The organism is Pseudomonas sp. MBLB4136 (assembly GCF_051904765.1).
Classification (GTDB): Bacteria; Pseudomonadota; Gammaproteobacteria; order Pseudomonadales; family Pseudomonadaceae; genus Aquipseudomonas.
Genome location: NZ_CP196713.1, coordinates 4624392 through 4646147, shown reverse-complemented (window position 1 = coordinate 4646147; position 21756 = coordinate 4624392). Strand labels below are relative to the sequence as shown.

General features: G+C 63.5%; 19 protein-coding genes. 7 read left to right on the top strand and 12 right to left on the bottom strand.

Annotation, left to right across the window (positions count from 1 at the left end):
* Positions 1-325: 325 nt before the first annotated feature.
* The 5 genes from mnmE to rpmH form a co-directional block, all read right to left on the bottom strand.
* Positions 326-1693, bottom strand: coding sequence for a tRNA uridine-5-carboxymethylaminomethyl(34) synthesis GTPase MnmE (gene mnmE / locus ACSX1D_RS21265; protein ID WP_439860331.1), 1368 nt, complete (start codon positions 1691-1693; stop codon positions 326-328).
* Positions 1694-1768: 75 nt separating this feature from the next.
* A complete protein-coding gene (gene yidC, locus ACSX1D_RS21260; protein WP_439860330.1) occupies positions 1769-3442 on the bottom strand; it encodes a membrane protein insertase YidC in 1674 nt (557 codons plus the stop codon).
* A 2-nt stretch (positions 3443-3444) separates the two neighbouring features.
* On the bottom strand, positions 3445-3690 hold the full coding sequence (gene yidD, locus ACSX1D_RS21255) for a membrane protein insertion efficiency factor YidD (RefSeq protein ID WP_208707653.1): 246 nt from the start codon (positions 3688-3690) through the stop codon (positions 3445-3447).
* The gene (gene rnpA / locus ACSX1D_RS21250) at positions 3683-4087 is read right to left on the bottom strand and encodes a ribonuclease P protein component (protein WP_218281506.1); all 405 of its coding nucleotides are present in this window, start codon (positions 4085-4087) and stop codon (positions 3683-3685) included. The genes yidD and rnpA overlap by 8 nt, the downstream gene beginning before the upstream one ends.
* A gap of 12 nt (positions 4088-4099) precedes the next feature.
* Complete coding sequence (gene rpmH, locus ACSX1D_RS21245) at positions 4100-4234, bottom strand: 50S ribosomal protein L34 (protein ID WP_002551315.1); 135 nt, start codon at positions 4232-4234, stop codon at positions 4100-4102.
* Positions 4235-4756: 522 nt separating this feature from the next.
* Between rpmH and dnaA the strand changes: the two genes are divergently transcribed.
* The 4 genes from dnaA to gyrB are packed head-to-tail and all read left to right on the top strand — an operon-like array spanning position 4757 to position 10907.
* The gene (gene dnaA / locus ACSX1D_RS21240) at positions 4757-6238 is read left to right on the top strand and encodes a chromosomal replication initiator protein DnaA (protein ID WP_208707651.1); all 1482 of its coding nucleotides are present in this window, start codon (positions 4757-4759) and stop codon (positions 6236-6238) included.
* 32 nt (positions 6239-6270) lie between these two features.
* Complete coding sequence (gene dnaN, locus ACSX1D_RS21235; RefSeq protein WP_208707650.1) at positions 6271-7374, top strand: DNA polymerase III subunit beta; 1104 nt, start codon at positions 6271-6273, stop codon at positions 7372-7374.
* 7 nt (positions 7375-7381) lie between these two features.
* Entirely contained in the window at positions 7382-8485 is a 1104-nt protein-coding gene (gene recF, locus ACSX1D_RS21230; RefSeq protein WP_439860329.1) for a DNA replication/repair protein RecF, read from the top strand.
* Between the two features lie 4 nt (positions 8486-8489).
* Positions 8490-10907 carry a DNA topoisomerase (ATP-hydrolyzing) subunit B gene (gene gyrB / locus ACSX1D_RS21225; RefSeq protein WP_439860328.1) on the top strand — a complete coding sequence of 806 codons (2418 nt, stop codon included), beginning with the start codon at positions 8490-8492 and terminating at the stop codon, positions 10905-10907.
* A gap of 71 nt (positions 10908-10978) precedes the next feature.
* On the opposite strand, the gene ACSX1D_RS21220 is transcribed toward gyrB, so the two are convergent.
* The 5 genes from ACSX1D_RS21220 to glyQ form a co-directional block, all read right to left on the bottom strand.
* A complete protein-coding gene (locus ACSX1D_RS21220) occupies positions 10979-12181 on the bottom strand; it encodes an ISL3 family transposase (RefSeq protein WP_439860086.1) in 1203 nt (400 codons plus the stop codon).
* A gap of 1372 nt (positions 12182-13553) precedes the next feature.
* A complete protein-coding gene (locus ACSX1D_RS21215) occupies positions 13554-14327 on the bottom strand; it encodes a lysophospholipid acyltransferase family protein (RefSeq protein ID WP_439860327.1) in 774 nt (257 codons plus the stop codon).
* A 36-nt stretch (positions 14328-14363) separates the two neighbouring features.
* The gene (gene gmhB / locus ACSX1D_RS21210) at positions 14364-14894 is read right to left on the bottom strand and encodes a D-glycero-beta-D-manno-heptose 1,7-bisphosphate 7-phosphatase (protein ID WP_439860326.1); all 531 of its coding nucleotides are present in this window, start codon (positions 14892-14894) and stop codon (positions 14364-14366) included.
* A gap of 87 nt (positions 14895-14981) precedes the next feature.
* Positions 14982-17036, bottom strand: a complete 2055-nt coding sequence (gene glyS, locus ACSX1D_RS21205) for a glycine--tRNA ligase subunit beta (RefSeq protein WP_439860325.1) — start codon at positions 17034-17036, stop codon at positions 14982-14984.
* The gene (gene glyQ / locus ACSX1D_RS21200; RefSeq protein ID WP_439860324.1) at positions 17033-17980 is read right to left on the bottom strand and encodes a glycine--tRNA ligase subunit alpha; all 948 of its coding nucleotides are present in this window, start codon (positions 17978-17980) and stop codon (positions 17033-17035) included. Before glyQ ends, glyS begins: the two co-directional genes overlap by 4 nt.
* A gap of 83 nt (positions 17981-18063) precedes the next feature.
* On the opposite strand from glyQ, the gene ACSX1D_RS21195 reads away from it, so the two are divergent.
* The 3 genes from ACSX1D_RS21195 (at position 18064) to ACSX1D_RS21185 (ending at position 20007) form a co-directional block, all read left to right on the top strand.
* Complete coding sequence (locus tag ACSX1D_RS21195) at positions 18064-18630, top strand: DNA-3-methyladenine glycosylase I (protein WP_439860323.1); 567 nt, start codon at positions 18064-18066, stop codon at positions 18628-18630.
* Positions 18631-18731: 101 nt separating this feature from the next.
* Positions 18732-19619 (top strand): lysophospholipid acyltransferase, encoded by an 888-nt coding sequence (locus tag ACSX1D_RS21190; RefSeq protein ID WP_439860322.1) that lies wholly within the window; start codon positions 18732-18734, stop codon positions 19617-19619.
* Positions 19620-19743: 124 nt separating this feature from the next.
* A complete protein-coding gene (locus ACSX1D_RS21185; RefSeq protein ID WP_439860321.1) occupies positions 19744-20007 on the top strand; it encodes a PilZ domain-containing protein in 264 nt (87 codons plus the stop codon).
* A 3-nt stretch (positions 20008-20010) separates the two neighbouring features.
* Here ACSX1D_RS21185 and ACSX1D_RS21180 read toward each other — a convergent pair whose 3' ends face one another.
* Together ACSX1D_RS21180 and trkA are read right to left on the bottom strand one after the other, a co-directional pair.
* Entirely contained in the window at positions 20011-20331 is a 321-nt protein-coding gene (locus ACSX1D_RS21180) for a tetratricopeptide repeat protein (RefSeq protein ID WP_439860320.1), read from the bottom strand.
* Between the two features lie 48 nt (positions 20332-20379).
* On the bottom strand, positions 20380-21753 hold the full coding sequence (gene trkA / locus ACSX1D_RS21175; RefSeq protein WP_208707639.1) for a Trk system potassium transporter TrkA: 1374 nt from the start codon (positions 21751-21753) through the stop codon (positions 20380-20382).
* Positions 21754-21756: the final 3 nt, after the last annotated feature.

The window sequence follows — 21756 nt, the reverse complement described above, 5'->3', positions numbered from 1 at the left end:
ATGAAGAGCTTTTCTGTGGATAGATGGCGCCAGGCTTAGTCGCACGCTGTATTGAGCGATGTATAAGACTGTGCCATTCCGGTCAGCAGGCGGTGGGAGAGCTGGGCTCAACCTGTGGATCAAAGTGATAGTTATACACAGGCCGGTTTGTCCTCAGTTTTGTGACCGGGTTATCGACCGGGCTCAAGGGCAGTTTTCCACAGGGCTTAGGTGGCCTGTGGATTGCCGTTTCGGCGACTCGCGCGCAGGCAAAAGCCCTGCGACGCAAAAGCGCCGCAGTGGGGAAAAGGATTGGATGGTGACGCCTGGCGAAGCGCTGGGGGCGCTATTTGCCGATGCAGAAGCTGGAGAAGATCCGTCCGAGCAGCTCGTCCGAGCTGAAGGCCCCGGTGATCTCGCCAAGGGCGTGCTGAGCCTGGCGCAGGTCTTCGGCCAGCAGTTCCCCGGCCCCGGCCAGGGTCAGTTGGGCGTGGCCGTGATCGAGACTGGCGGCGGCCTGACGCAGGGCCTCGAGGTGGCGGCGGCGGGCACTGAAGCCGCTCTCTGCGGTCTGCTCATAGCCCATGCAGGCCTTCAGGTGGTCGCGTAGCAGTTCCAGGCCGGTACCGGACTTGGCCGACAGGCTGAGGGTCACATGGCCGTCGTCGCAGACGTCCAGCGCCACCGGTTCGCCAGACAGGTCGGCCTTGTTGCGGATCAGGGTGACCCTGGCCGGATCCGGGCGGCGATCGAGAAACTCCGGCCAGAGGGCGAAGGGGTCGGCAGCCTCCGGTGCGGTGGCATCGACCATCAGCAGTATCCGGTCGGCCTCGGCTATGGCCTTCAGCGCGCGCTCCACGCCGATCCGTTCGACTTGGTCCTCGGTATCCCGCAGGCCGGCGGTATCGACCACGTGCAGGGGCATGCCGTCGATGTGGATGTGTTCGCGCAGCACGTCGCGGGTGGTGCCGGCGATCTCGGTGACGATGGCCGCCTCGCGGCCGGCCAGGGCGTTGAGCAGGCTCGACTTGCCGGCGTTGGGCCGGCCGGCGATCACCACGGTCATGCCGTCGCGCAGCAACGCACCCTGACCGGCCTCGCGCAGTACTGTGGATAAGTCTTCGCGCACGCCCTGCAACAGCGCCAGGACATGACCGTCGGCGAGGAAGTCGATTTCCTCCTCGGGGAAGTCGATGGCGGCCTCGACATAGATGCGCAGCTGGATCAGGCGTTCGGTGAGGGCGTGGATGCGCCGGGAAAACTCCCCTTGCAGCGAGCGCAGGGCGTTGCGCGCGGCCTGTTCGGAGCTGGCCTCGATCAGATCGGCGATGGCCTCGGCCTGGGCCAGGTCGAGTTTGTCGTTGAGGAAGGCCCGTTCGCTGAACTCGCCGGGCCGGGCCAGGCGCGCGCCGAGTTCCACGCAGCGACGCAGCAGCAGGTCCAGCACCACGGGGCCGCCATGTCCCTGCAGTTCGAGTACATCCTCACCGGTAAAGGAGTTCGGGCCCGGAAAGTACAGCGCCAGGCCTTCGTCGATCAGTTGCTCGGGGCCGGCGTAGAACGCGCCGTAGTGGGCATAGCGCGGCTGCAGCTGGCGTTGGCAGATGGTCAGGGCGATCTGCTCCGCCAGCGGGCCGGAGACGCGCACGATGCCGACTCCGCCCCGTCCTTGAGCGGTGGCGACGGCGGCAATGGTTTCACGGGCTGTTTGCATGCTGGACTCCGAATGCTGGATAGCAAGACGCCCCACTGCGGGGGCGTCTTGTTTAGCGCTCAGAAGCTGGGGCGGTCAGGCGGCAGCGGCCTTGCTCGCGGCTTCGATCTTGCGGGTAATGTACCACTGCTGGCCGATCGACAGGACGTTGTTGACCACCCAGTACAGCACCAGACCGGCGGGGAACCAGAGGAAGAAGAAGGTGAAGATGATCGGCATCATCTTCATCACCCTGGCCTGCATCGGATCCGGCGGCGTCGGGTTGAGCTGCTGCTGGATGAACATGGTGGCGCCCATGATGATCGGCAGGATGAAGAAGGGGTCCTTGATCGACAGGTCGGTGATCCACAGCATCCAAGGGGCCTGGCGCATTTCCACGCTTTCCAGGAGCACCCAGTAGAGGGCCAGGAAAACCGGCATCTGCACCAGGATCGGCAGGCAGCCGCCCAGCGGATTGATCTTTTCCTTCTTGTACAGCTCCATCATCGCCTGGGACATCTTCTGGCGGTCGTCGCCAAACTGCTCCTTCAGCGCCTGCAGCTTGGGCGATACCGCACGCATGCGCGCCATCGACTTGTAGCTGGCGGCCGACAGCGGGAAGAACGCCAGCTTGATGATGATGGTCAGGACGATGATCGACCAGCCCCAGTTGCCCAGCAGGTCATGGATATGGCCGAGCAGCCAGAAGATCGGCTTGGCGAGGAACCAGAGGATGCCGTAGTCGACGGTCAGGTCCAGGCCCGGCGACAACGCCTCGAGGTTTTCCTGGGTCTTCGGGCCGGCGTAGAGGATCGCGCTGGTCTCGGCACTGGCGCCGGCCGGGACGTTCAACGCCGGGCCGGTGAAGCCGATGATGTAGTTACCTTGACTGTCCTTGCGGGTCTGCACCAGGTTGGTGCTGTCCTTCGCCGGGACCCAGGCGGTGACGAAATAGTGCTGCAGCCAGGCGATCCAGCCGCCGGTCACCGTTTCGCGCAGGTTCTTGTCGTCCATGTCGCCCGTCGACACCTTGGTGTAGGGCTTTTCCTTGGTCCAGAGCGCGGCACCCAGGTAGGTGGCGGTGCCGGTAGCGGTGCTCGAGGATGGGTCACCGCTGTCGTCGCGCTTGAGCTGGGCGAACAGGTTGCCGGTCCAGGCCTGGGCACTCTGGTTATCGATCAGATAGCTGACGTTCAGGTCGTACTGGCCGCGTTCAAAGGTGAAGCGCTTGGTGTAGTTGACCCCGGCTTCGCTGAACTGCAGTTCTACGACCAGCTGGTCCTGATCCTCCGCCATGCGGTACTCGCGCTGCTCGCTGTTGTACAGCGGTCGGCCGCTGGCGCGCGCATCGGGGCCGTTGGCGCCGGTCAGGCCGCTCTGGGCCAGGTACAGGCGCTCGCCGCCGTTGTCGAACAGCTGAAACGGGACATCCGGGCGATCCTGGCGACGCGGGTACTGCAGCAGATGCAGCTGCACCACGTCACCGCCGCGCGGGTCGATGGACAGGTCCAGCACGTCGGTCTTGACCCGGATCAGCTCTTCGCTGACCGGGCTGCTGATCACGCTCGGTTCGCTGACCTCGGTGCCAGCCGTCGGCACGTCGTCACTGCTGGTGGCCGCAGCCGTTTCCGGCAGGCCCGGTACGCTGCTGCTGGATGTGGCGGTCTGAGTCGGCAGGGCAGCTTGGCCGTAGTCCTGGTTCCACTGGAGAACCATCATATAGGACACGATTGCCAGGGCGACGATCAGGATCGTGCGTTGAATATCCATGATTATTCGGCCATCGAAGAGGAACGGGAGGTATTCGAGAGGGGTACCGGGTCGTAGCCACCGGGATTCCACGGGTGACAGCGACCGAGCCGACGCAGGGTCAGCCAGCCACCACGCAGAAGACCATGATGCTCGATGGCTTCCTGCGCGTAGCAAGAACAGCTGGGATAGAAACGACAGTGGTTGGCCATCAGCGGGCTAATGGCGTAGCGGTAGAACTGGATTGAAGCTAAAGCCAGTTTACGCATGGGGACCGTCGTTCACCCCGGGTTGGGCATTGGCCTGCTGGCCGGGTTGGTTGCGTGCCAGACGCTTCCAGAGCTTGCCGAACTGTTGAGCCAGTTCGGCATTCTGCAGATCGCCCAAGCCTTTACGCGCAACCACCACGATGTCCCAGCCTGCCAGGTTGTCCTGGTTGAGGCGGAACGATTCGCGGATCTGGCGTTTCAGGCGATTGCGCTCAACCGCGAGCTTGACGCTCTTCTTGCCGATCACCAGACCCAGACGGGGATGATCGAGCTCGTTGTTGCGCGCGAGCAGCAGGACATTTCTGCCCGGAGCCTTGCCGCTGGGGGAGTCGAAGACTGCCTTGAACTGGCGGGGAGTTAGCAGACGCTTTTCCCGACCGAAGCCTCGACTCACCACAAGACAGAATGCTTAGACGGCCAGACGCTTGCGGCCTTTGGCGCGACGACGCGACAGGACTGCGCGACCGTTCTTGGTGGCCATACGGGCACGGAAGCCGTGGGTGCGAGCGCGCTTGATGGTGCTGGGTTGGAAAGTGCGTTTCATGGTGCGGTACCTGGTGGTCGTCGACGGGCCGGAATGGCCCCGGTTTTAAGAGACCGGCGATTGTAGAGAAAGCCGGGGGGCAGGTCAATTTCCAACCAGGCTTTCTTCCGATCAGAAGAAATATAAAGAAGAGAATATTTAAAGATGTTTAGAAGTGTTTGTAATGATTAGGACACCCGTCATCTGTGGATAAGCGCTTCTAAGCCCCTGGATTAGCGGGCTTCGCGCTGGAGTAAGTCTGTCAGAAAACGGTGCTGGGCCTGTGCGTTTGGCGCGGATAAGCTGGGGGTGGAATGCCTGGTTATCCACAGGCGACTTATACCATGGGTTATCCCTGGGGTTGTCCGCTGGTTTCCGTTGCGGTTATCCACAGACTTCAGGAGCGTGTTTTACTTTTCCAGGAACGGGCGCAAGCGCCTGATTTGGTTGACTCGCTCGACGCTTTCATGTGGATAACTCGTGCCCCGGCGGCTACAATGGGCGCTGTTTTTGCCTCACCGCCTTACGACTTAGGGGATATCCGTGTCCGTGGAACTTTGGCAGCAGTGCGTGGAGCTTCTGCGCGATGAACTGCCTGCTCAGCAATTCAACACCTGGATCCGTCCACTGCAGGTCGAAGCCGAAGGCGACGAGCTTCGTGTCTATGCACCGAACCGTTTCGTGCTCGATTGGGTCAATGAGAAGTACCTGGGCCGTCTGCTCGAGCTGTTGGCAGAACGGACCAACGGCCTGGTGCCGGCGCTTTCCTTATTAATAGGTAGCAAGCGCTCCGCGGCTCCACGAGTTGCGGCGGGCGGCGCCAGCATTCGGCAGCCAGCCAGCGCAGTGGCGGCCAGCCCTGTGCCGGTCAATCCGCCGCCGGTCAATCCAGCGGCAGTCGAGCCGCCGTCGCGGGCGAAGTTCGATAGCATGGCGCAGTCCACGGCGGTCCAGCAGCCGGTACGCAGCGAGCGCACGGTGCAGGTCGAGGGGGCGCTCAAGCACACCAGCTACCTGAACCGCACCTTCACCTTCGATAACTTCGTCGAGGGCAAGTCCAACCAGCTGGCCCGAGCGGCGGCCTGGCAGGTTGCCGATAATCCGAAGCACGGCTACAACCCATTGTTCCTTTACGGCGGCGTGGGTCTGGGCAAGACCCACCTGATGCATGCGGTGGGTAACCATTTGCTGGCCAAGAACCCCAATGCCAAGGTGGTCTACCTGCACTCGGAGCGCTTCGTCGCCGACATGGTCAAGGCGTTGCAGCTCAACGCGATCAACGAGTTCAAGCGTTTCTACCGCTCGGTGGATGCCCTGCTGATCGATGACATCCAGTTCTTCGCCAAGAAGGAGCGCTCCCAGGAGGAGTTCTTCCATACCTTCAACGCCCTGCTCGAAGGCGGTCAGCAGGTGATCCTCACCAGCGATCGCTACCCGAAGGAGATCGAAGGGCTCGAGGAACGTTTGAAGTCGCGCTTCGGCTGGGGCCTGACCGTCGCGGTGGAACCGCCCGAGCTGGAAACCCGGGTGGCCATCCTGATGAAGAAGGCCGACCAGGCCAAGGTCGACCTGCCGCATGACGCCGCGTTCTTCATCGCCCAGCGCATCCGTTCCAATGTGCGCGAACTGGAAGGGGCGCTGAAGCGGGTGATCGCCCATTCCCACTTCATGGGCCGGGACATCACCATCGAGCTGATCCGTGAATCGCTGAAGGATCTGCTGGCCCTGCAGGACAAGCTGGTCAGCATCGACAACATCCAGCGCACGGTGGCCGAGTATTACAAGATCAAGATTTCCGACCTGCTGTCCAAGCGCCGCTCGCGTTCGGTGGCACGCCCACGACAGGTGGCCATGGCGCTGTCGAAGGAGCTGACCAACCACAGCCTGCCGGAGATCGGCGATGCCTTCGGCGGCCGCGATCACACCACTGTATTGCACGCATGCCGTAAGATTGCTGAACTTAGGGAATCCGACGCGGATATCCGCGAGGACTACAAGAATCTGCTGCGTACACTGACCACTTAATTACGCATTTCCACTAGGCAAGGGACTAGACCATGCATTTCACCATTCAACGAGAAGCCCTGTTGAAACCGCTGCAACTGGTCGCCGGCGTCGTGGAACGTCGCCAGACCTTGCCGGTATTGTCCAACGTGTTGCTGGTCGTCGAAGGCCAGCAGCTTTCGCTGACCGGCACCGACCTGGAAGTCGAACTGGTCGGCCGGGTCACCCTGGAAGATGCCGCCGAACCGGGCGAGATCACCGTGCCGGCGCGCAAGCTGATGGATATCTGCAAGAGCCTGCCGAGCGATGCGTTGATCGACATTCGGGTCGACGAGCAGAAGCTGCTGGTCAAGGCTGGCCGCAGCCGGTTCACCCTGTCCACCCTGCCGGCCAACGATTTCCCCACGGTCGAGGAAGGTCCGGGTTCGCTGACCTTCAGCCTGGTGCAGAGCAAGCTGCGCCGCCTGATCGAGCGGACCAGCTTCGCCATGGCCCAGCAGGACGTGCGCTATTACCTCAACGGCATGCTTCTGGAGGTGCAGAGCGGCGTGCTGCGCGCGGTGGCAACCGACGGTCATCGTCTGGCGATGTGCTCCATGGAGGCGGCGATCGAGCAGGTCGAGCGTCACCAGGTCATCGTGCCGCGCAAGGGAATTCTGGAGTTGGCGCGTCTGCTCACCGAGCAGGATGGCAGCGTCAGCGTGGTGCTCGGGCAGAACCATATCCGCGCCACCACCGGCGAGTTCACCTTCACCTCCAAGCTGGTAGACGGCAAGTTCCCGGACTACGAGCGCGTGTTGCCGCGCGGCGGTGACAAGCTGGTGGTGGCCGACCGCCAGGGGCTGCGTGAGGCCTTCAGCCGCACTGCGATTCTGTCCAACGAGAAGTATCGGGGCATCCGCCTGCAGTTGGCCGCGGGCCTGCTGAAGATCCAGGCCAACAACCCGGAGCAGGAAGAGGCCGAGGAGGAAATCGCCGTCGACTATAACGGCAGCGCCCTGGAGATCGGCTTCAACGTCAGCTATCTGCTGGACGTGCTCGGCGTGATGACCACCGAGCAGGTGCGCCTGATTCTCTCCGATGCCAACAGCAGTGCGCTGGTTCAGGAGGCCGACAACGACGACTCCTCCTACGTCGTGATGCCGATGCGCCTGTAGCTCTTAAATGTCCCTGACCCGCGTCACGGTCACCGCGGTGCGCAACCTGCACCCGGTGACCCTCTCCCCCTCCCCTCGCATCAATATCCTTCACGGCGCCAACGGCAGCGGCAAGACCAGCTTGCTCGAGGCCATTCATCTGCTGGGCCTGGCCCGTTCCTTCCGCAGCAATCGGCTGCTGCCGCTGATCCAGTACGAGCAACCAACCTGCACCGTGTTCGGCCAGGTCCAGCAGGCTGATGGCCGGTTGTGCAACCTGGGCGTGTCCCGTGATCGTCAGGGTGAGCTGCAGATACGCATCGACGGCGAGAGTGCCCGCAGCGCCGCGCAACTGGCCGATGCGCTGCCGCTGCAGCTGATTAATCCGGACAGTTTTCGCTTGCTGGAGGGGGCGCCCAAGGTTCGTCGACAGTTTCTCGACTGGGGGGTGTTCCACGTGGAACCTCGCTTCCTGGGGGCCTGGCAGAGGCTGCAGAAGGCCCTGCGGCAGCGGAACTCATGGCTGCGGCATGGTACACTTGACGCCGCTTCGCAGGCGGCCTGGGACCGCGAACTGTGCCTGGCCAGCGATGAGATCGACGGCTATCGGCGAGCCTATATTCAACTGCTCAAGCCGGTGTTCGAGCGAGTGCTGAATGAGTTAGTCGAGCTACAGGGACTGACACTCAGCTACTACCGGGGCTGGGACAAGGAGCGTGAGCTGAGTCGGGTACTGGCCACTTCCCTGCCCCGCGATCAGCAGATCGGGCATACGCAATCCGGCCCGCAGCGCGCCGATCTCAGGTTGCGGCTGGGCGCCCATAATGCCGCGGATATCTTGTCCCGTGGCCAGCAGAAGTTGGTTGTCTGCGCCCTGCGCATCGCTCAGGGCCATTTGGTTGATCAGGCCAAGCGCGGCCAGTGCATCTATCTGGTGGATGACTTGCCGTCAGAACTGGACGAGCAGCACCGTCGCGCGCTTTGCCGTTTATTGGAAGATTTGTACTGCCAGGTGTTCATCACCTGTGTAGACCATGAATTGTTGAGGGAAGGCTGGCGCACGGATACGCCGGTTGCCATGTTCCACGTGGAACATGGCGGCATCACCCAGACCCACGACCACCGGGAGTGAAGGCATGAGCGAAAACCAAACGTACGACTCCAATAACATCAAGGTTCTGAAGGGCCTGGATGCCGTACGCAAGCGACCTGGTATGTACATCGGCGATACCGACGATGGCAGTGGGCTGCACCATATGGTCTTCGAGGTGGTCGACAACTCGATCGACGAAGCGCTCGCCGGCCATTGCAGCGAGATCACCATCACCATCCACCCGGATGAATCCATCAGTGTGCGCGACAACGGTCGTGGCATTCCGGTGGACATCCACAAGGATGAGGGGGTCTCTGCCGCCGAAGTGATCATGACCGTGCTGCACGCCGGTGGTAAGTTCGACGACAACAGCTACAAGGTCTCCGGGGGCCTGCACGGCGTGGGGGTCTCGGTGGTCAACGCGCTGTCCAAGGAACTGATCCTGACCATTCGCCGTCACGGCAAGATCTGGGAGCAGACCTATGTTCATGGTGTACCCCAGGCTCCGCTCGCGGCCGTGGGCGATACCGACGGCACCGGCACCCAGATCCACTTCCGCCCTTCGGAAGAAACCTTCCACAACATTCATTTCAGCTGGGACATCCTCGCCAAGCGCCTGCGCGAACTGTCCTTCCTCAACTCCGGGGTGGGCATCGTCCTCAAGGACGAGCGCACCGGCAAGGAGGAGTTGTTCAAGTACGAGGGTGGTCTGCGCGCCTTCGTCGAGTACCTGAACATCAACAAGTCCACCGTCAACCAGGTGTTCCACTTCAGCGTGCAGCGCGATGACGGGGTCGGTGTCGAAGTCGCCTTGCAGTGGAACGACAGCTTCAACGAGAACCTGTTGTGCTTCACCAACAACATTCCGCAGCGCGATGGCGGTACCCACCTGGCCGGCTTCCGCTCGGCACTGACGCGCAACCTGAATGCCTATATCGAGCAGGAAGGCTTGGCCAAGAAGCACAAGATTTCCACCACCGGTGACGATGCCCGCGAAGGCCTCACCGCGATCATCTCGGTGAAGGTCCCGGACCCCAAGTTCAGTTCGCAGACCAAGGACAAGCTGGTCTCCTCCGAGGTGAAGACCGCGGTCGAACAGGAAATGGGCAAGTACTTCTCCGAGTTCCTCCTGGAGAACCCCAACGAAGCCAAGGCCGTGGTCGGCAAGATGATCGACGCCGCCCGCGCCCGTGAGGCGGCGCGCAAGGCCCGCGAAATGACCCGCCGCAAGGGCGCCCTGGACATCGCCGGTCTGCCCGGCAAGCTGGCCGACTGCCAGGAAAAGGACCCGGCGCTCTCCGAACTCTACATAGTGGAGGGTGACTCCGCGGGCGGCTCGGCCAAGCAGGGGCGCAACCGCAAGACCCAGGCGATCCTGCCGCTCAAGGGCAAGATCCTCAACGTCGAGAAGGCGCGCTTCGACAAGATGATTTCCTCCCAGGAAGTCGGCACCCTGATCACCGCCCTGGGCTGTGGCATCGGCCGCGAGGAATACAACATCGACAAGCTGCGCTACCACAACATCATCATCATGACCGATGCTGACGTCGATGGTTCGCACATCCGCACCCTGCTTCTGACCTTCTTCTTCCGTCAGCTGCCGGAACTGGTCGAGCGTGGCTACATCTACATCGCCCAGCCGCCGCTGTACAAGGTCAAGCGGGGCAAGCAGGAGCAGTACATCAAGGACGACGAGGCCATGGAGGAATACATGACCCAGTCGGCCCTGGAGGACGCCAGCCTGCACGTCAATGAGAGCGCCCCCGGCCTGTCCGGCGAGGCCCTGGAGCGCCTGGTCAGCGACTACCGCACCGTGATGAAGACTCTCAAGCGCCTGTCGCGCCTGTACCCGCAGGAACTGACCGAGCATTTTGTCTACCTGCCGGCGGTAAGTCTGGAGCAACTGGCCGACAAGGACGCGATGCAGGCCTGGCTGGAGCTGTTCGCCGCACGCCTGAAGACCATGGAGAAATCCGGTCTGGTCTACAAGACCAGCCTGCGCGAAGACCACGAGCGCCACCTGTGGCTGCCGGAGGTGGAGCTGATCTCCCACGGCAACTCGAGCTATATCACCTTCAACCGCGACTTCTTCTCCAGCAACGACTACAAGACGGTCACCAGCCTGGGCGAGCAGCTGAACAATCTGCTCGAGGAAGGCGCCTATGTGCAGCGTGGCGAGCGCAAGAAGCCGGTGAGCACCTTCAAGGACGCGTTGGGCTGGCTGATGACCGAGAGCACCAAGCGCCACAGCATTCAGCGCTATAAGGGCCTCGGCGAGATGAACCCTGACCAGTTGTGGGAAACCACCATGGATCCGGAAGTCCGGCGCATGCTCAAGGTGCGTATCGAGGACGCGATTGCCGCGGACCAGATCTTCAATACCCTGATGGGCGACGAAGTCGAACCGCGCCGCGACTTCATCGAGACCAACGCCCTGGCGGTGTCCAACCTCGACGTCTGAGTCCTATCACTGAGCACTAGTTCTCGTGCGATGAGTATAAAAACCCGGCCTTGAGCCGGGTTTTTATTGGTTCATCGCACTTTCCCGGGGAAGGCGGCCTTGATTTTCAGGAAGAAGTAGTCCGAGTCGCGGAAGCCATAGGCCATGCGCTTGATGACCTTGATGCGGTTGTTCACCCCCTCCAGCACGCTGGTGTGCATCGGGAAGCGGGCACTGGCGAGGATGCCGCGGAGGTAACGCCTGAGGTTCTTGGCGAAGCGCTGCAGCGGCGCCAGGCTACTGTCCCGGACGTGCCGTTGCCAGTCCCGCCAGCGCCGCCAGCCCTCCCAGACGCCGGGCGCGTACCAGATGTCCTTGAGCGCATCCTTGAGCAGGTAGACGGTGGCCAGTGATTGATTGGCTTGCAGCAGCTCCTGCAACTGCACCGCCTGCTCGCTCTTGAGGTTGGCCCGGTTGCGCAGCAGCAACCAGCGACTGCTCTTGACCACTTGGCGCGCCGGTTTGTCATGCCGTAGCAGGTTGGCCTGGTCGACGCGGATACGGTCGATCACCTCGCGGCCGTAGCGCGCCACCACATGGAACAGGTCGTACACCACCTCGGCCCGCGGGCAATGGCGCTTCACCTCCAGGTCGAAGGCCGTGTTCATGTCCATCGCCACCGCCTCGATCTGCTGGCAGCGCTCGCCAAGCAGCTCGAAGAACGGCCGAACAGCCTCGCGGCTGTTGCCGTGCCCGACCCACAGCACGCGGGTTCGCTCGGCATCCATGATCACCGTGGCGTAGCGATGGCCCTTGTGCAGGGCGAACTCGTCCATCACCAAGCGCCGCACGTCAGCGGGCTCGAAGGCGCCCACTGCGGCTTCCAATCGACGCTTGTCGATGGCCTTGAGGGTGTGCCAGTGCAAGCCGGTCAGGCGACTGACATGGCTTATCGGCAAGAGCTGCAACAGGCCTTCGAGCCAGATCTGCAAGCGCCGAGTCAGGCGTGCGGCCGGTCCCAACCAGTCGATCCGCTCGGTCACGCGTCCACAGGTCAGGCAGTCGACGCGGCGCACGGGTAACTGCAGAACAACACGCCGATCCAGCAGGTCACGGTCACGCACCTGGCGCATGCGCCGTTCGTGGATCAACGGACAGGGCTGGCCACAGCGCCCACACTGGGGTAGCCGGTTGGCCTGGGGCTCCAGCTCAATCAGCAGGGTGTTTTCAGCGGCGGGGCGGCAGGCGACGACCTCGTAGCCTGGCCAGAAAGCGGCAAGATCAATAGGATGCACGGCGACAGCAGGGACTGGGAGTTGGTGTGTTTGGCGACTGCCAATCTACCCATTTCCCTGACTGTCAACTCGCTCTTTCCCCAGAGTCCGCGAAGAACCTTTTTATTGCTCGGCAATACCGTGCAGCGCGCGGATGTGCGCAGGGAGCGCTTCTCCGGGCTCTAGCGATCGCCGCGAGACGAGATCGCTTGCCTGGGCCGATGTTCGTTGGGGAATACAGTGACAGGCGAGTCCGCCCGGCGGACTGCGGCAGATTACATAGCCAGGCCGCTTCGAGCCAATTTAGTCCAAGCGTCGTCTTTCGAGGTCACCGGCCAGGTCCGTCAGGCGCCTACTTAGGTGTGTGCCGTTACAGACAGCGATAAGTGCACCGTCGCAACCCGGGTGGACCAAATTAACCCGCATGGACCTGGCGGCTGGGTCGTAGTAGTCCACTTCGTGGGGGTAGGCCATACATGTTTAAGAGCCGCAGTGCAGGCTGCGTGAATGGCTTTCCTGCTGGAAAGTGTCCGATAGGCACAGGTACCGGTTCAGCCGTTCCTCGGCGAGTGTGAGCGCCGATTACAGGTCGAGTAGCTCGCGGCTCTTTATGGAGCTGCCACTAGCGTTTTCTGACGGGAGAGGGAGTAGCCGCCAGTATTTCGTGGAGCCTGTCCTTCAGCGCCGCTCCCCAGCCTCCAGGTCCGCCTCGGTTTGCTATGGGCAACACTTCAACCGCCCTCAAGTCACTACAGCCGTGACACCGGCTCAATGCCGACCGTATGGATACCCTGGTTTCACCATTGAGATAGAAGCACTATCACCGGCTGAGTGATCCCCGCGACTGAAATCGCAAGTGGTAGACCTAAAGGTGATAGCAGCCATCGACATGCTGACCCCCGTGAGAATCCCCCTACCCCGGAGCTCCTGGAATTGCCGTAACGTAGAGTGAGGCCGGCGAAACCAACTGCAGAGTGTCTTGCGCCCGGCTGAATAGCCAATGGCTTACATGGACGGGGGACGTTTGGCGCTATCTCCCCGCCGCGGTCGCCACTAATCTATACCCATCCACTGAGCGAAGGATTCGCTCGGAATCAAGGATGATTGACCATCGCTAGGATGCGCCGACAGGATGTCGAATGGTCAGGAAAGAACCCGCTTCGGCGGGTTCTTTGTTTTCCGGAACAAACTTCCGGCTTTGTTGGCGCCTGCGTATTTCAGTTGCACCGACGCAAAAAAAACCGGCCAAACTGGCCGGTTTTTTTACGCCTGGGAAACTTACTCACCAAAATAGAAAATTCGCCTGATCGAATAAATTACTTATTAATCAGCTTGTTACATAACAATCTGGTGACCAGTCGAGTTATTTACCCACAGCTTATCCACATTTCGCTCAGGCGGATTCGACGGGCTCGCTTGGCGTGGTATCGGTGCTCAGGGCGCCGATCTCGCGTTGAGTCTGGGCGACCCAGGCGAAGGCGCGGTCATTGAGTTCGGCAATGGCCCGTGGCCCGCTCCCTTCTGCGTGCATCAGCGGCCCGAACACCACCTGAATGGTGCCTGGCGTCTTGCTCCAGCCTTCCTTGGGCCAGAACTCACCGGCGTTGTGCGCAACCGGCAGCACCGGCAGTTCGGCATTGACCGCCAGCGCCGCGCCGCCCCGTGAGAACTTGCCGATCTGGCCGGCGGGAATGCGCGTGCCTTCCGGGAAGATCAGCACCCAGGCGCCCTGCTGCAGGCGCTCATGGCCCTGCTTGGCGAGCTGCTTGAGGGCCGCCTTGGGGTTGCTTCGATCGATCGCAATGGGGCTGAGCATGGCCATGGCCCAGCCGAAGAACGGTATGTGCAGCAACTCCCGCTTGAGCACCTGGCTGAGCGGCTCGAACAACGCGGAGAGGAAGAAGGTCTCCCAGGTGCTCTGGTGCTTGGCCAGAATCACGCACGGCTGCTGCGGGATGTTCTCCCGGCCTTTGACCTCGTAGCGAATGCCGACCAGCACCTTGGCCAGCCAGACGGCAAAGCGGCACCAGGTCTGGTTGACGAAGCGGTAGCGCGCGCGGAACGGCAGGAATGGCGCGATGAACATGCTGAGGATGCACCAGAAGCAGGCGCTTAGCGCCAGCAGCAGGTAAAAAAGGGCGGTTCTAGCGGACTGCACTGGCGACATAGAGGCTTTTACCGTGGCAGGTCGGAGCCTGCGTTATCAGGAGAGGAGGTGTTCGGCGACCGCCGCAATATCCTCGAATACCATAGTTCCCGCTGGCAAGGTCTTGGCCAGGGTACGTTCGCCCTTGCCTGTCTTGACCAGTACGGGCTGACAATCGACGGCGCGGGCGGCGTCGAGGTCACCGCTGCTGTCGCCGACGAACCATACGCCGGCCAGCGAAACCTGGTAATGCTCGGCAATGGTACGGAGCATACCGGGCTTTGGCTTGCGGCAGTCGCAGCCGTCGTCCGGACCGTGCGGGCAATGGACGACCAGGCCCAGCTCGCCGCCCTGCTCCGCCACCAGCTGGCGCAGGCGCGCGTGCATGGCGTTCAGGGTCGCCAGGTCGTAATAGCCGCGGGCCAGACCGGACTGGTTGGTGGCCACGGCCACGGTCCAGCCGGCCTTGGACAGGCGGGCGATCGCCTCTATGGCCCCGGGCAGGGGAATCCATTCCTCGAGGCTCTTGATGTAGGCGTCGGAGTCGTGATTGATGACGCCGTCGCGGTCGAGAATCAGCAATTTCATATCGGTCGCTTCGAGCTGATGAGCGCGGATGCCAGTCGGCAGACCCATGGCCTGCCGACTGGCGCCCTGTTCCGTCTTGACCGGGCTTCAGCCCAGCACGGAGATATCGGCCACGCCGAGGAACAGCCCGCGCAGGCGCGCCAGCAGGGCGTAGCGGTTGGCCCGCACGGCCGTGTCGTCGGCATTCACCAGCACCGCCTCGAAGAAGCTGTCCACCGGCTCGCGCAGGCTGGCCAGCTGCTCCAGGGCTTCGCGGTAGCAGCGCGCGGCGGCCATCGGCAGCACCGCCTGTTCGGCCTGCGCCACGGCAGCGGCCAGCGCCTGTTCGGCCGGTTCCTGCAGCAGCGTGGCGTCGACCTGGGCGGGAACCTGGCCGTCGAACTTGCTCAGCAGGTTGGACACGCGCTTGTTCGCCGCGGCCAGGGCCTCGGCCTCGCTGCGTGCGCGGAAGGCCTGGACCGCCTGCACGCGCTGGTCGAAGTCCAGCGGCGCGCTGGGGCTGAGGGCGCGTACCGACTGGTACACGGCGACGTCGACGCCTTCGTCCTCGTAGCGCGCGCGCAGGCGGTCGAAGACGAAGTCCTGCACCTGGGCGGCCAGGCCTTCTGCCTTGACCTTGTCGCCGAACTGCTCGATGGCGAACGTCACGGCCTCGTTCAGGTCCAGGTCCAGGCCCTTGTCGATGAGGATACGCAGCACGCCCAAGGCCGCGCGACGCAGGGCGTAGGGGTCCTTGCTACCGGTGGGCAGCATGCCGATGCCGAAGATGCCGACCAGGGTGTCGAGCTTGTCGGCCAGGGCCACCGCGGCGCCGGTGAGGGTGCTCGGCAACTCGGCGCCGGCGCCACGCGGCATGTACTGCTCGTTCAGCGCCAGGGCGACGTCTTCGGCCTCGCCGTCATGCTTAGCGTAGTAGTAGCCGGCGATGCCCTGCATCTCGGGGAACTCGCCGACCATCTCGCTGGCCAGGTCGCACTTGCAGAGGATGCCGGCGCGCGCCGCGCGCTCGGCGTCGCCGCCGACCCTCTCGGCGATGAAGGCGGCGAGCTTCGATACCCGCTGGGCCTTATCGTAGACCGAGCCGAGCTGGGCCTGGAACACCACGCCGGCCAGGCGATGGTTGAAGTGCTCCAGCTTGTGCTTCTGGTCCTGCTTGAAGAAGAACTCGGCATCGGTCAGGCGCGGGCGCACCACCTTCTCGTTGCCGCTGATGATCTGCGCCGGGTCCTTGCTCTCGACGTTGGCCACGGTGATGAAGCGCGGCAGCAACTTGCCGTTGGCGTCCAGCAGGCAGAAGTACTTCTGGTTGTCCTGCATGGTGGTGATCAGCGCCTCCTGGGGCACCTCGAGGAAGCGTTCCTCGAAGGCGCAGACCAGCGGCACCGGCCATTCGACCAGGGCGCTGACTTCATCGAGCAGGCCCGCCGGGACGATCGCCGTACCCTGCTGCTCAGCAGCCAGCTCGGCAATACGCTGGGCGATCAGCTCGCGACGCTCGGCGAAATCGGCCAGCACGTAGGCGCTGCGCAGGTCTTCCAGATAGGTGGCCGGCGTGCTGATGCGTACCTTGCTTGGACTGTGGAAGCGATGGCCGCGGGATTCGCGGCCGGCCTTCTGGGCGAGGATTTCGCAATCGATCACGTTGTCGCCGAACAGCATCACCAGCCACTGGGTCGGGCGCACGAACTCGTCGCGGCGCGCCGCCCAGCGCATGCGCTTGGGAATCGGCAGCTCGTTCAGCGAGGCTTCGACGATCGCCGGCAGCAGGGCGCTGGCCGGTTGCCCGGGAATGCGCTGGGTATAGCGCAGCTTGGGGCCGCTGCGGTCGATCTGCTCCAGCTCCACCCCGCACTTCTTGGCGAAGCCCAGGGCCGCCTGGGTCGGCTGGCCTTCGGCGTTGAAGGCGGCCTGCAGCGGCGGGCCGTCGAGGGTGTTGCTGCGATCGGGCTGCTGGGTCGCCAGCTGGTCGATCTGCACGGCCAGGCGGCGCGGCGCGGCGTAGAAGCGGCTGGCCTGGTAGTCCAGGCCGGCGGCCTTGAGGCCTTTCTCGATGCCGGCGAGGAAAGCCTCGCCGAGGCTCTTCAGGGCTTTCGGCGGCAGCTCTTCGGTGCCCAGTTCGACGAGGAAATCCAATGCACTCATTCTGCAGCCTCCAGCTTGGCCAGTACTTCGTCACGCAGTTCGGGGGTGGCCATGGGGAAGCCGAGTTTGCGTCGCGCATGCAGGTAGCTCTGGGCCACGGAGCGGGCCAGGGTGCGCACGCGCAGGATGTAGCGCTGGCGTTCGGTCACCGAGATGGCGCGGCGGGCGTCGAGCAGGTTGAAGGTGTGCGAGGCCTTGAGCACCATCTCGTAGGTCGGCAGCGGCAACTCCAGCTCGATCAGGCGGTTGGCTTCGCTTTCGTAGAAGTCGAACAGTTCGAACAACTTGTCGACGTTGGCGTGCTCGAAGTTGTAGGTGGACTGCTCCACCTCGTTCTGGTGGAACACATCGCCGTAAGTGACCTTGCCGAACGGGCCGTCGGTCCACACCAGGTCGTACACCGAATCCACGCCCTGGATGTACATGGCCAGGCGCTCCAGGCCGTAGGTGATCTCGCCGGTCACCGGGTAGCACTCGATGCCGCCGACCTGCTGGAAGTAGGTGAACTGGGTAACTTCCATGCCGTTGAGCCAGATCTCCCAGCCCAGGCCCCAGGCGCCCAGGGTCGGCGATTCCCAGTTGTCCTCGACGAAGCGGATGTCGTGCACCAGCGGGTCGATGCCGATGGCTGCCAGCGAGCCCAGGTAGAGCTCCTGGAAGTTCTCCGGATTGGGCTTCAAGACCACCTGGAACTGGTAGTAATGCTGCAGGCGGTTGGGGTTCTCGCCGTAGCGGCCGTCGGTGGGGCGGCGGCTGGGTTGCACGTAGGCGGCGTTCCAGGTTTCCGGGCCGACGGCGCGCAGGAAGGTGGCGGTGTGGAAGGTGCCGGCGCCCACTTCCATATCGTAGGGCTGCAGCACCACGCAGCCCTGCTCGGCCCAGTACTGCTGCAGGGTGAGGATCAGGTCTTGGAAGGTGCGCACGGCAGGCGTAGTCTGGCTCACGAAAAATTCACCTGTTGAGGCTGCGACAGAAAGGGCGGGAGTATACCCCAATCCTGGCGGCCTCCGCCGCCCGGGAAGGCCCTATGCCACGCTGCTTCTGGTGCACCGAAGACCCCCTCTACCAGGCCTATCACGACCAGGAATGGGGGGGGCCGCAACGCGATCCCCAGGCCCTGTTCGAGCTGTTGCTGCTGGAAGGCTTCCAGGCCGGCCTGTCGTGGATCACCGTGCTGAAGAAGCGCGCCCGCTACCGCCAGGTGCTGTTCGGTTTCGACGCCGAGCGCCTGGCGCAGCTGAGCGACGAGGAGATCGAGGCCCTGATGCAGGACCCGGGGATCATCCGCAACCGCCTCAAGCTCAGGGCCGTGCGGCAGAATGCCCAGGCCTGGCTGATGCTGGAGGACCCGGTGGGGCTGCTCTGGTCCTTCGTCGGCGGCGCACCGAAGGTCAACCATTTCAGTGCGCGCAGTCAGGTGCCGGCCGTCACCGCCGAGGCCGAGGCCATGAGCCGGGCGCTGAAGAAGGCCGGCTTCACCTTCGTCGGGCCGACCATCTGCTACGCCTATATGCAGGCCGCCGGCATGGTCATGGACCACACCACCGACTGCGACCGCTACCCGGTGCTGATCGCCAACTCACCGCCTCGGTAGCGGCGCTCAGGCGGCAACGTGGCCGCGCCCAGCAGCTGCCGCCTGCAAGGCGGACCGCAGCCTGGTTACAATAGGCGCTTTGCGATTTTCGGGAGTTGCCTGTGGAGAAGCTCAAAGGAGCGTTGGTGGTGGGCTTTCTGCACCTGCTGGCACTGTTGCCCTGGCGCGCCGTGCAAGGCCTGGGCGCCACTATCGGCTGGCTGATGTGGAAACTGCCCAACGGCTCACGCCGCGTCGCCAGCCTCAACCTGAGCAAGTGCTTTCCCGAGCTGGATGCGGCCGGCCACCAGCGCCTGTTGCGCGACACCCTGACGGGCATCGGCAAGACCCTCACCGAAAGCGCCTGCGCCTGGGTCTGGCCGGCGCACAAGTCCCTGGCCCTGGTGCGCGAGGTCGAGGGCCTGGAGGTGCTGCAGCAGGCCCTGGCGTCCGGCAAGGGCGTGGTCGGCATCACCAGTCACCTGGGCAACTGGGAAGTGCTCAATCACTTCTACTGCGCGCAGTGCAAGCCGGTCATCTTCTACCGCCCGCCCAAGCTCAAGGCGGTGGACGAGCTGCTGGCCCGGCAGCGGGTCCAGATGGGCAACCGCGTGGCGCCCTCGACCAAGGAGGGCATCCTCAGCGTCATCAAGGAGGTGCGCCGCGGCGGTGCCGTGGGTATTCCCGCCGATCCGGAGCCGAGCCGGTCATCCGGTGTATTCGTACCCTTCTTCGGCGTGCCGACCCTGACCAGCAAGTTCGTGCCCGGTATGCTCGCCGGCGGCAAGGCCCGGGGGGTGTTCCTGCACGCGCTGCGCCTGGCCGATGGCAGCGGCTACAAGGTCATCCTCGAGGCTGCGCCCGAGGGCATGTACAGCGAGAACGTCGAGGAAGGCGTGGCCGCCATGAGCGCGGTGATCGAGCGCTACGTGCGCGCCTATCCGAGCCAGTACATGTGGAGCATGAAGCGCTTCAAGAAGCGCCCGGACGGCGAGCAGAAGTGGTACTAGCCGTGTCATCCCTGGGAAGCGGCGGAAATCGACCCGCGATGGCGGTTTTTCTCTCGACCCCACTGGGCTTGGCCGGCAACTTGCGCTATTAACCTTAGAACCCTTGCCTAGGATTGCCGCATCCATGCCCAGCCAGCGCCAACATATTCGTACGTCGATGAAATGCCGGATCAAGATCTGTCACCCGAGCTTCGGCGAGCTGGTGGCGCAGACCCGCGATCTCTCCGACGGAGGGGTCTACGTCAAGCACCCGCAGCTGGCCAGTCTGGAGGCGGGCACCCGGGTCACCGGACAGGTCCAGGACCTGCCGATCGAGGCGCCGGTGCTGCAGATGGAAGTGATGCGCGTGGACAGCGAGGGCGTGGGCCTGCGTTTCGTCGAGGACTGAGGCTCAGTCCGACGGAGCCTGGCGCTGCAAGCGCTTGAGGAACACCGTCATCTCCTTCTCCGCCTGCTTGTCGCCGTGGTTCTGGGCCGCGGCGATGCCCTGCTGCCAGGCGTGCTCGGCGGCCGCCCGGTCACCCAGTTCCAGGTGCGCCTTGCCCAGCAGCTTCCAGGCCGCCGAATAGTTCGCATCGAATTCCACGCAGCGCTGGAAGTGCTGGGCGGCGCGGGCAAATTCGCCCGCATCCAGGTAGCCCTTGCCCAGGCCGAAACGCAGCAGGGCGTTGTCCATGCCTTGCGCGAGCATCTTTTCCAGGGATTCCAGCATGGTGACTCCTGTTTGCAGGTGGACCGAGGACCGTGCCAGCGGTGGCTCTTAGAAAAAGGTTAGTCCGACCTGGAACAGGCTTTCGGCATCGCGGATGTATTTCTTGTCGACCAGGAACAGGATCACGTGGTCGCCGGACTCGATCACCGTGTCGTCGTGGGCGATCAGCACCTCTTCGTCGCGGATGATCGCGCCGATGGTAGTGCCCGGCGGCAGGGCGATTTCCTCGATGGCGCGACCGACCACCTTGCTCGACTTGGCATCGCCATGGGCGATCGCCTCGATGGCCTCCGCCGCACCGCGGCGCAGCGAGTGCACGCTCTCGATATCGCCGCGGCGCACATGGGTCAGCAGGGTGCCGATGGTGGCCAGCTGCGGGCTGATGGCGATGTCGATCTCGCCGCCCTGGACCAGGTCGACGTAGGCCGGGTTGTTGATGATGGTCATCACCTTGCGCGCGCCGAGGCGCTTGGCCAGCAGCGAGGACATGATATTGGCCTCGTCGTCGTTGGTCAGGGCGAGGAAGATGTCGGCATCGTTGATGTTCTCCTCCACCAGCAGGTCGCGGTCGGAGGCGCTGCCCTGCAGCACGATGGTGCTGTCCAGGCTCTCCGACAGGTAGCGGCAGCGGGCCGGGTTCATCTCGATGATCTTCACCTGGTAGCGGCTCTCGATGGCCTCGGCCAGGCGCTCGCCAATATGCCCACCGCCGGCGATCACCACCCGCTTGTAGCTGTTCTCCAGGCGGCGCATCTCGCTCATCACCGCGCGGATATGGGCCTTGGCGGCGATGAAGAACACCTCGTCGTCGGCCTCGATCACCGTGTCGCCCTTGGGCATGATCGGCCGGTTGCGGCGGAAGATCGCCGCCACCCGGGTATCCACGTTGGGCATGTGTTCGCGCAGCTGGCGCAGCTGCTGACCGACCAGCGGCCCTCCATAGTAGGCCTTGACCGCCACCAGCTGGGCCTTGCCCTCGGCGAAGTCGATCACCTGCAGGGCACCGGGGTATTCGATCAGGCGCTTGATGTAGTTGGTCACCACCTGTTCCGGGCTGATCAGCACGTCGACCGGGATCGACTCGTTGTTGAACAGGCCGCTGCGCGACAGGTAGGCGGCCTCGCGCACCCGGGCGATCTTGGTCGGGGTGTGGAACAGGGTGTAGGCCACCTGGCAGGCGATCATGTTGACTTCGTCGCTGTTGGTCACCGCCACCAGCATGTCGGCGTCCTCCGCCCCGGCCTGGCGCAGCACCGCGGGAAAGGAGCCGCGGCCCTGCACGGTGCGAATGTCCAGGCGGTCGCCGAGCTGACGCAGGCGGTCGCTGTCGGTGTCCACCACGGTGATGTCGTTGGCCTCGCTGGCGAGGTGTTCGGCCAGGGTGCCACCGACCTGGCCGGCGCCGAGAATGATGATCTTCATCCG

Excerpts from the sequence above, each read along its gene's own strand:
- gmhB (WP_439860326.1), bottom strand. The coding sequence starts at position 14,894 with ATGAAATTGCTGATTCTCGACCGCGACGGCGTCATCAATCACGACTCC.
- recF (WP_439860329.1), top strand. The coding sequence starts at position 7,382 with ATGTCCCTGACCCGCGTCACGGTCACCGCGGTGCGCAACCTGCACCCG.
- glyS (WP_439860325.1), bottom strand. The coding sequence starts at position 17,036 with ATGAGTGCATTGGATTTCCTCGTCGAACTGGGCACCGAAGAGCTGCCG.
- ACSX1D_RS21215 (WP_439860327.1), bottom strand. The coding sequence starts at position 14,327 with ATGTCGCCAGTGCAGTCCGCTAGAACCGCCCTTTTTTACCTGCTGCTG.
- yidD (WP_208707653.1), bottom strand. The coding sequence starts at position 3,690 with ATGCGTAAACTGGCTTTAGCTTCAATCCAGTTCTACCGCTACGCCATT.
- yidC (WP_439860330.1), bottom strand. The coding sequence starts at position 3,442 with ATGGATATTCAACGCACGATCCTGATCGTCGCCCTGGCAATCGTGTCC.
- ACSX1D_RS21180 (WP_439860320.1), bottom strand. The coding sequence starts at position 20,331 with ATGCTGGAATCCCTGGAAAAGATGCTCGCGCAAGGCATGGACAACGCC.
- dnaN (WP_208707650.1), top strand. The coding sequence starts at position 6,271 with ATGCATTTCACCATTCAACGAGAAGCCCTGTTGAAACCGCTGCAACTG.
- ACSX1D_RS21195 (WP_439860323.1), top strand. The coding sequence starts at position 18,064 with ATGCCACGCTGCTTCTGGTGCACCGAAGACCCCCTCTACCAGGCCTAT.
- gyrB (WP_439860328.1), top strand. The coding sequence starts at position 8,490 with ATGAGCGAAAACCAAACGTACGACTCCAATAACATCAAGGTTCTGAAG.
- ACSX1D_RS21185 (WP_439860321.1), top strand. The coding sequence starts at position 19,744 with ATGCCCAGCCAGCGCCAACATATTCGTACGTCGATGAAATGCCGGATC.
- mnmE (WP_439860331.1), bottom strand. The coding sequence starts at position 1,693 with ATGCAAACAGCCCGTGAAACCATTGCCGCCGTCGCCACCGCTCAAGGA.
- rpmH (WP_002551315.1), bottom strand. The coding sequence starts at position 4,234 with ATGAAACGCACTTTCCAACCCAGCACCATCAAGCGCGCTCGCACCCAC.
- trkA (WP_208707639.1), bottom strand. The coding sequence starts at position 21,753 with ATGAAGATCATCATTCTCGGCGCCGGCCAGGTCGGTGGCACCCTGGCC.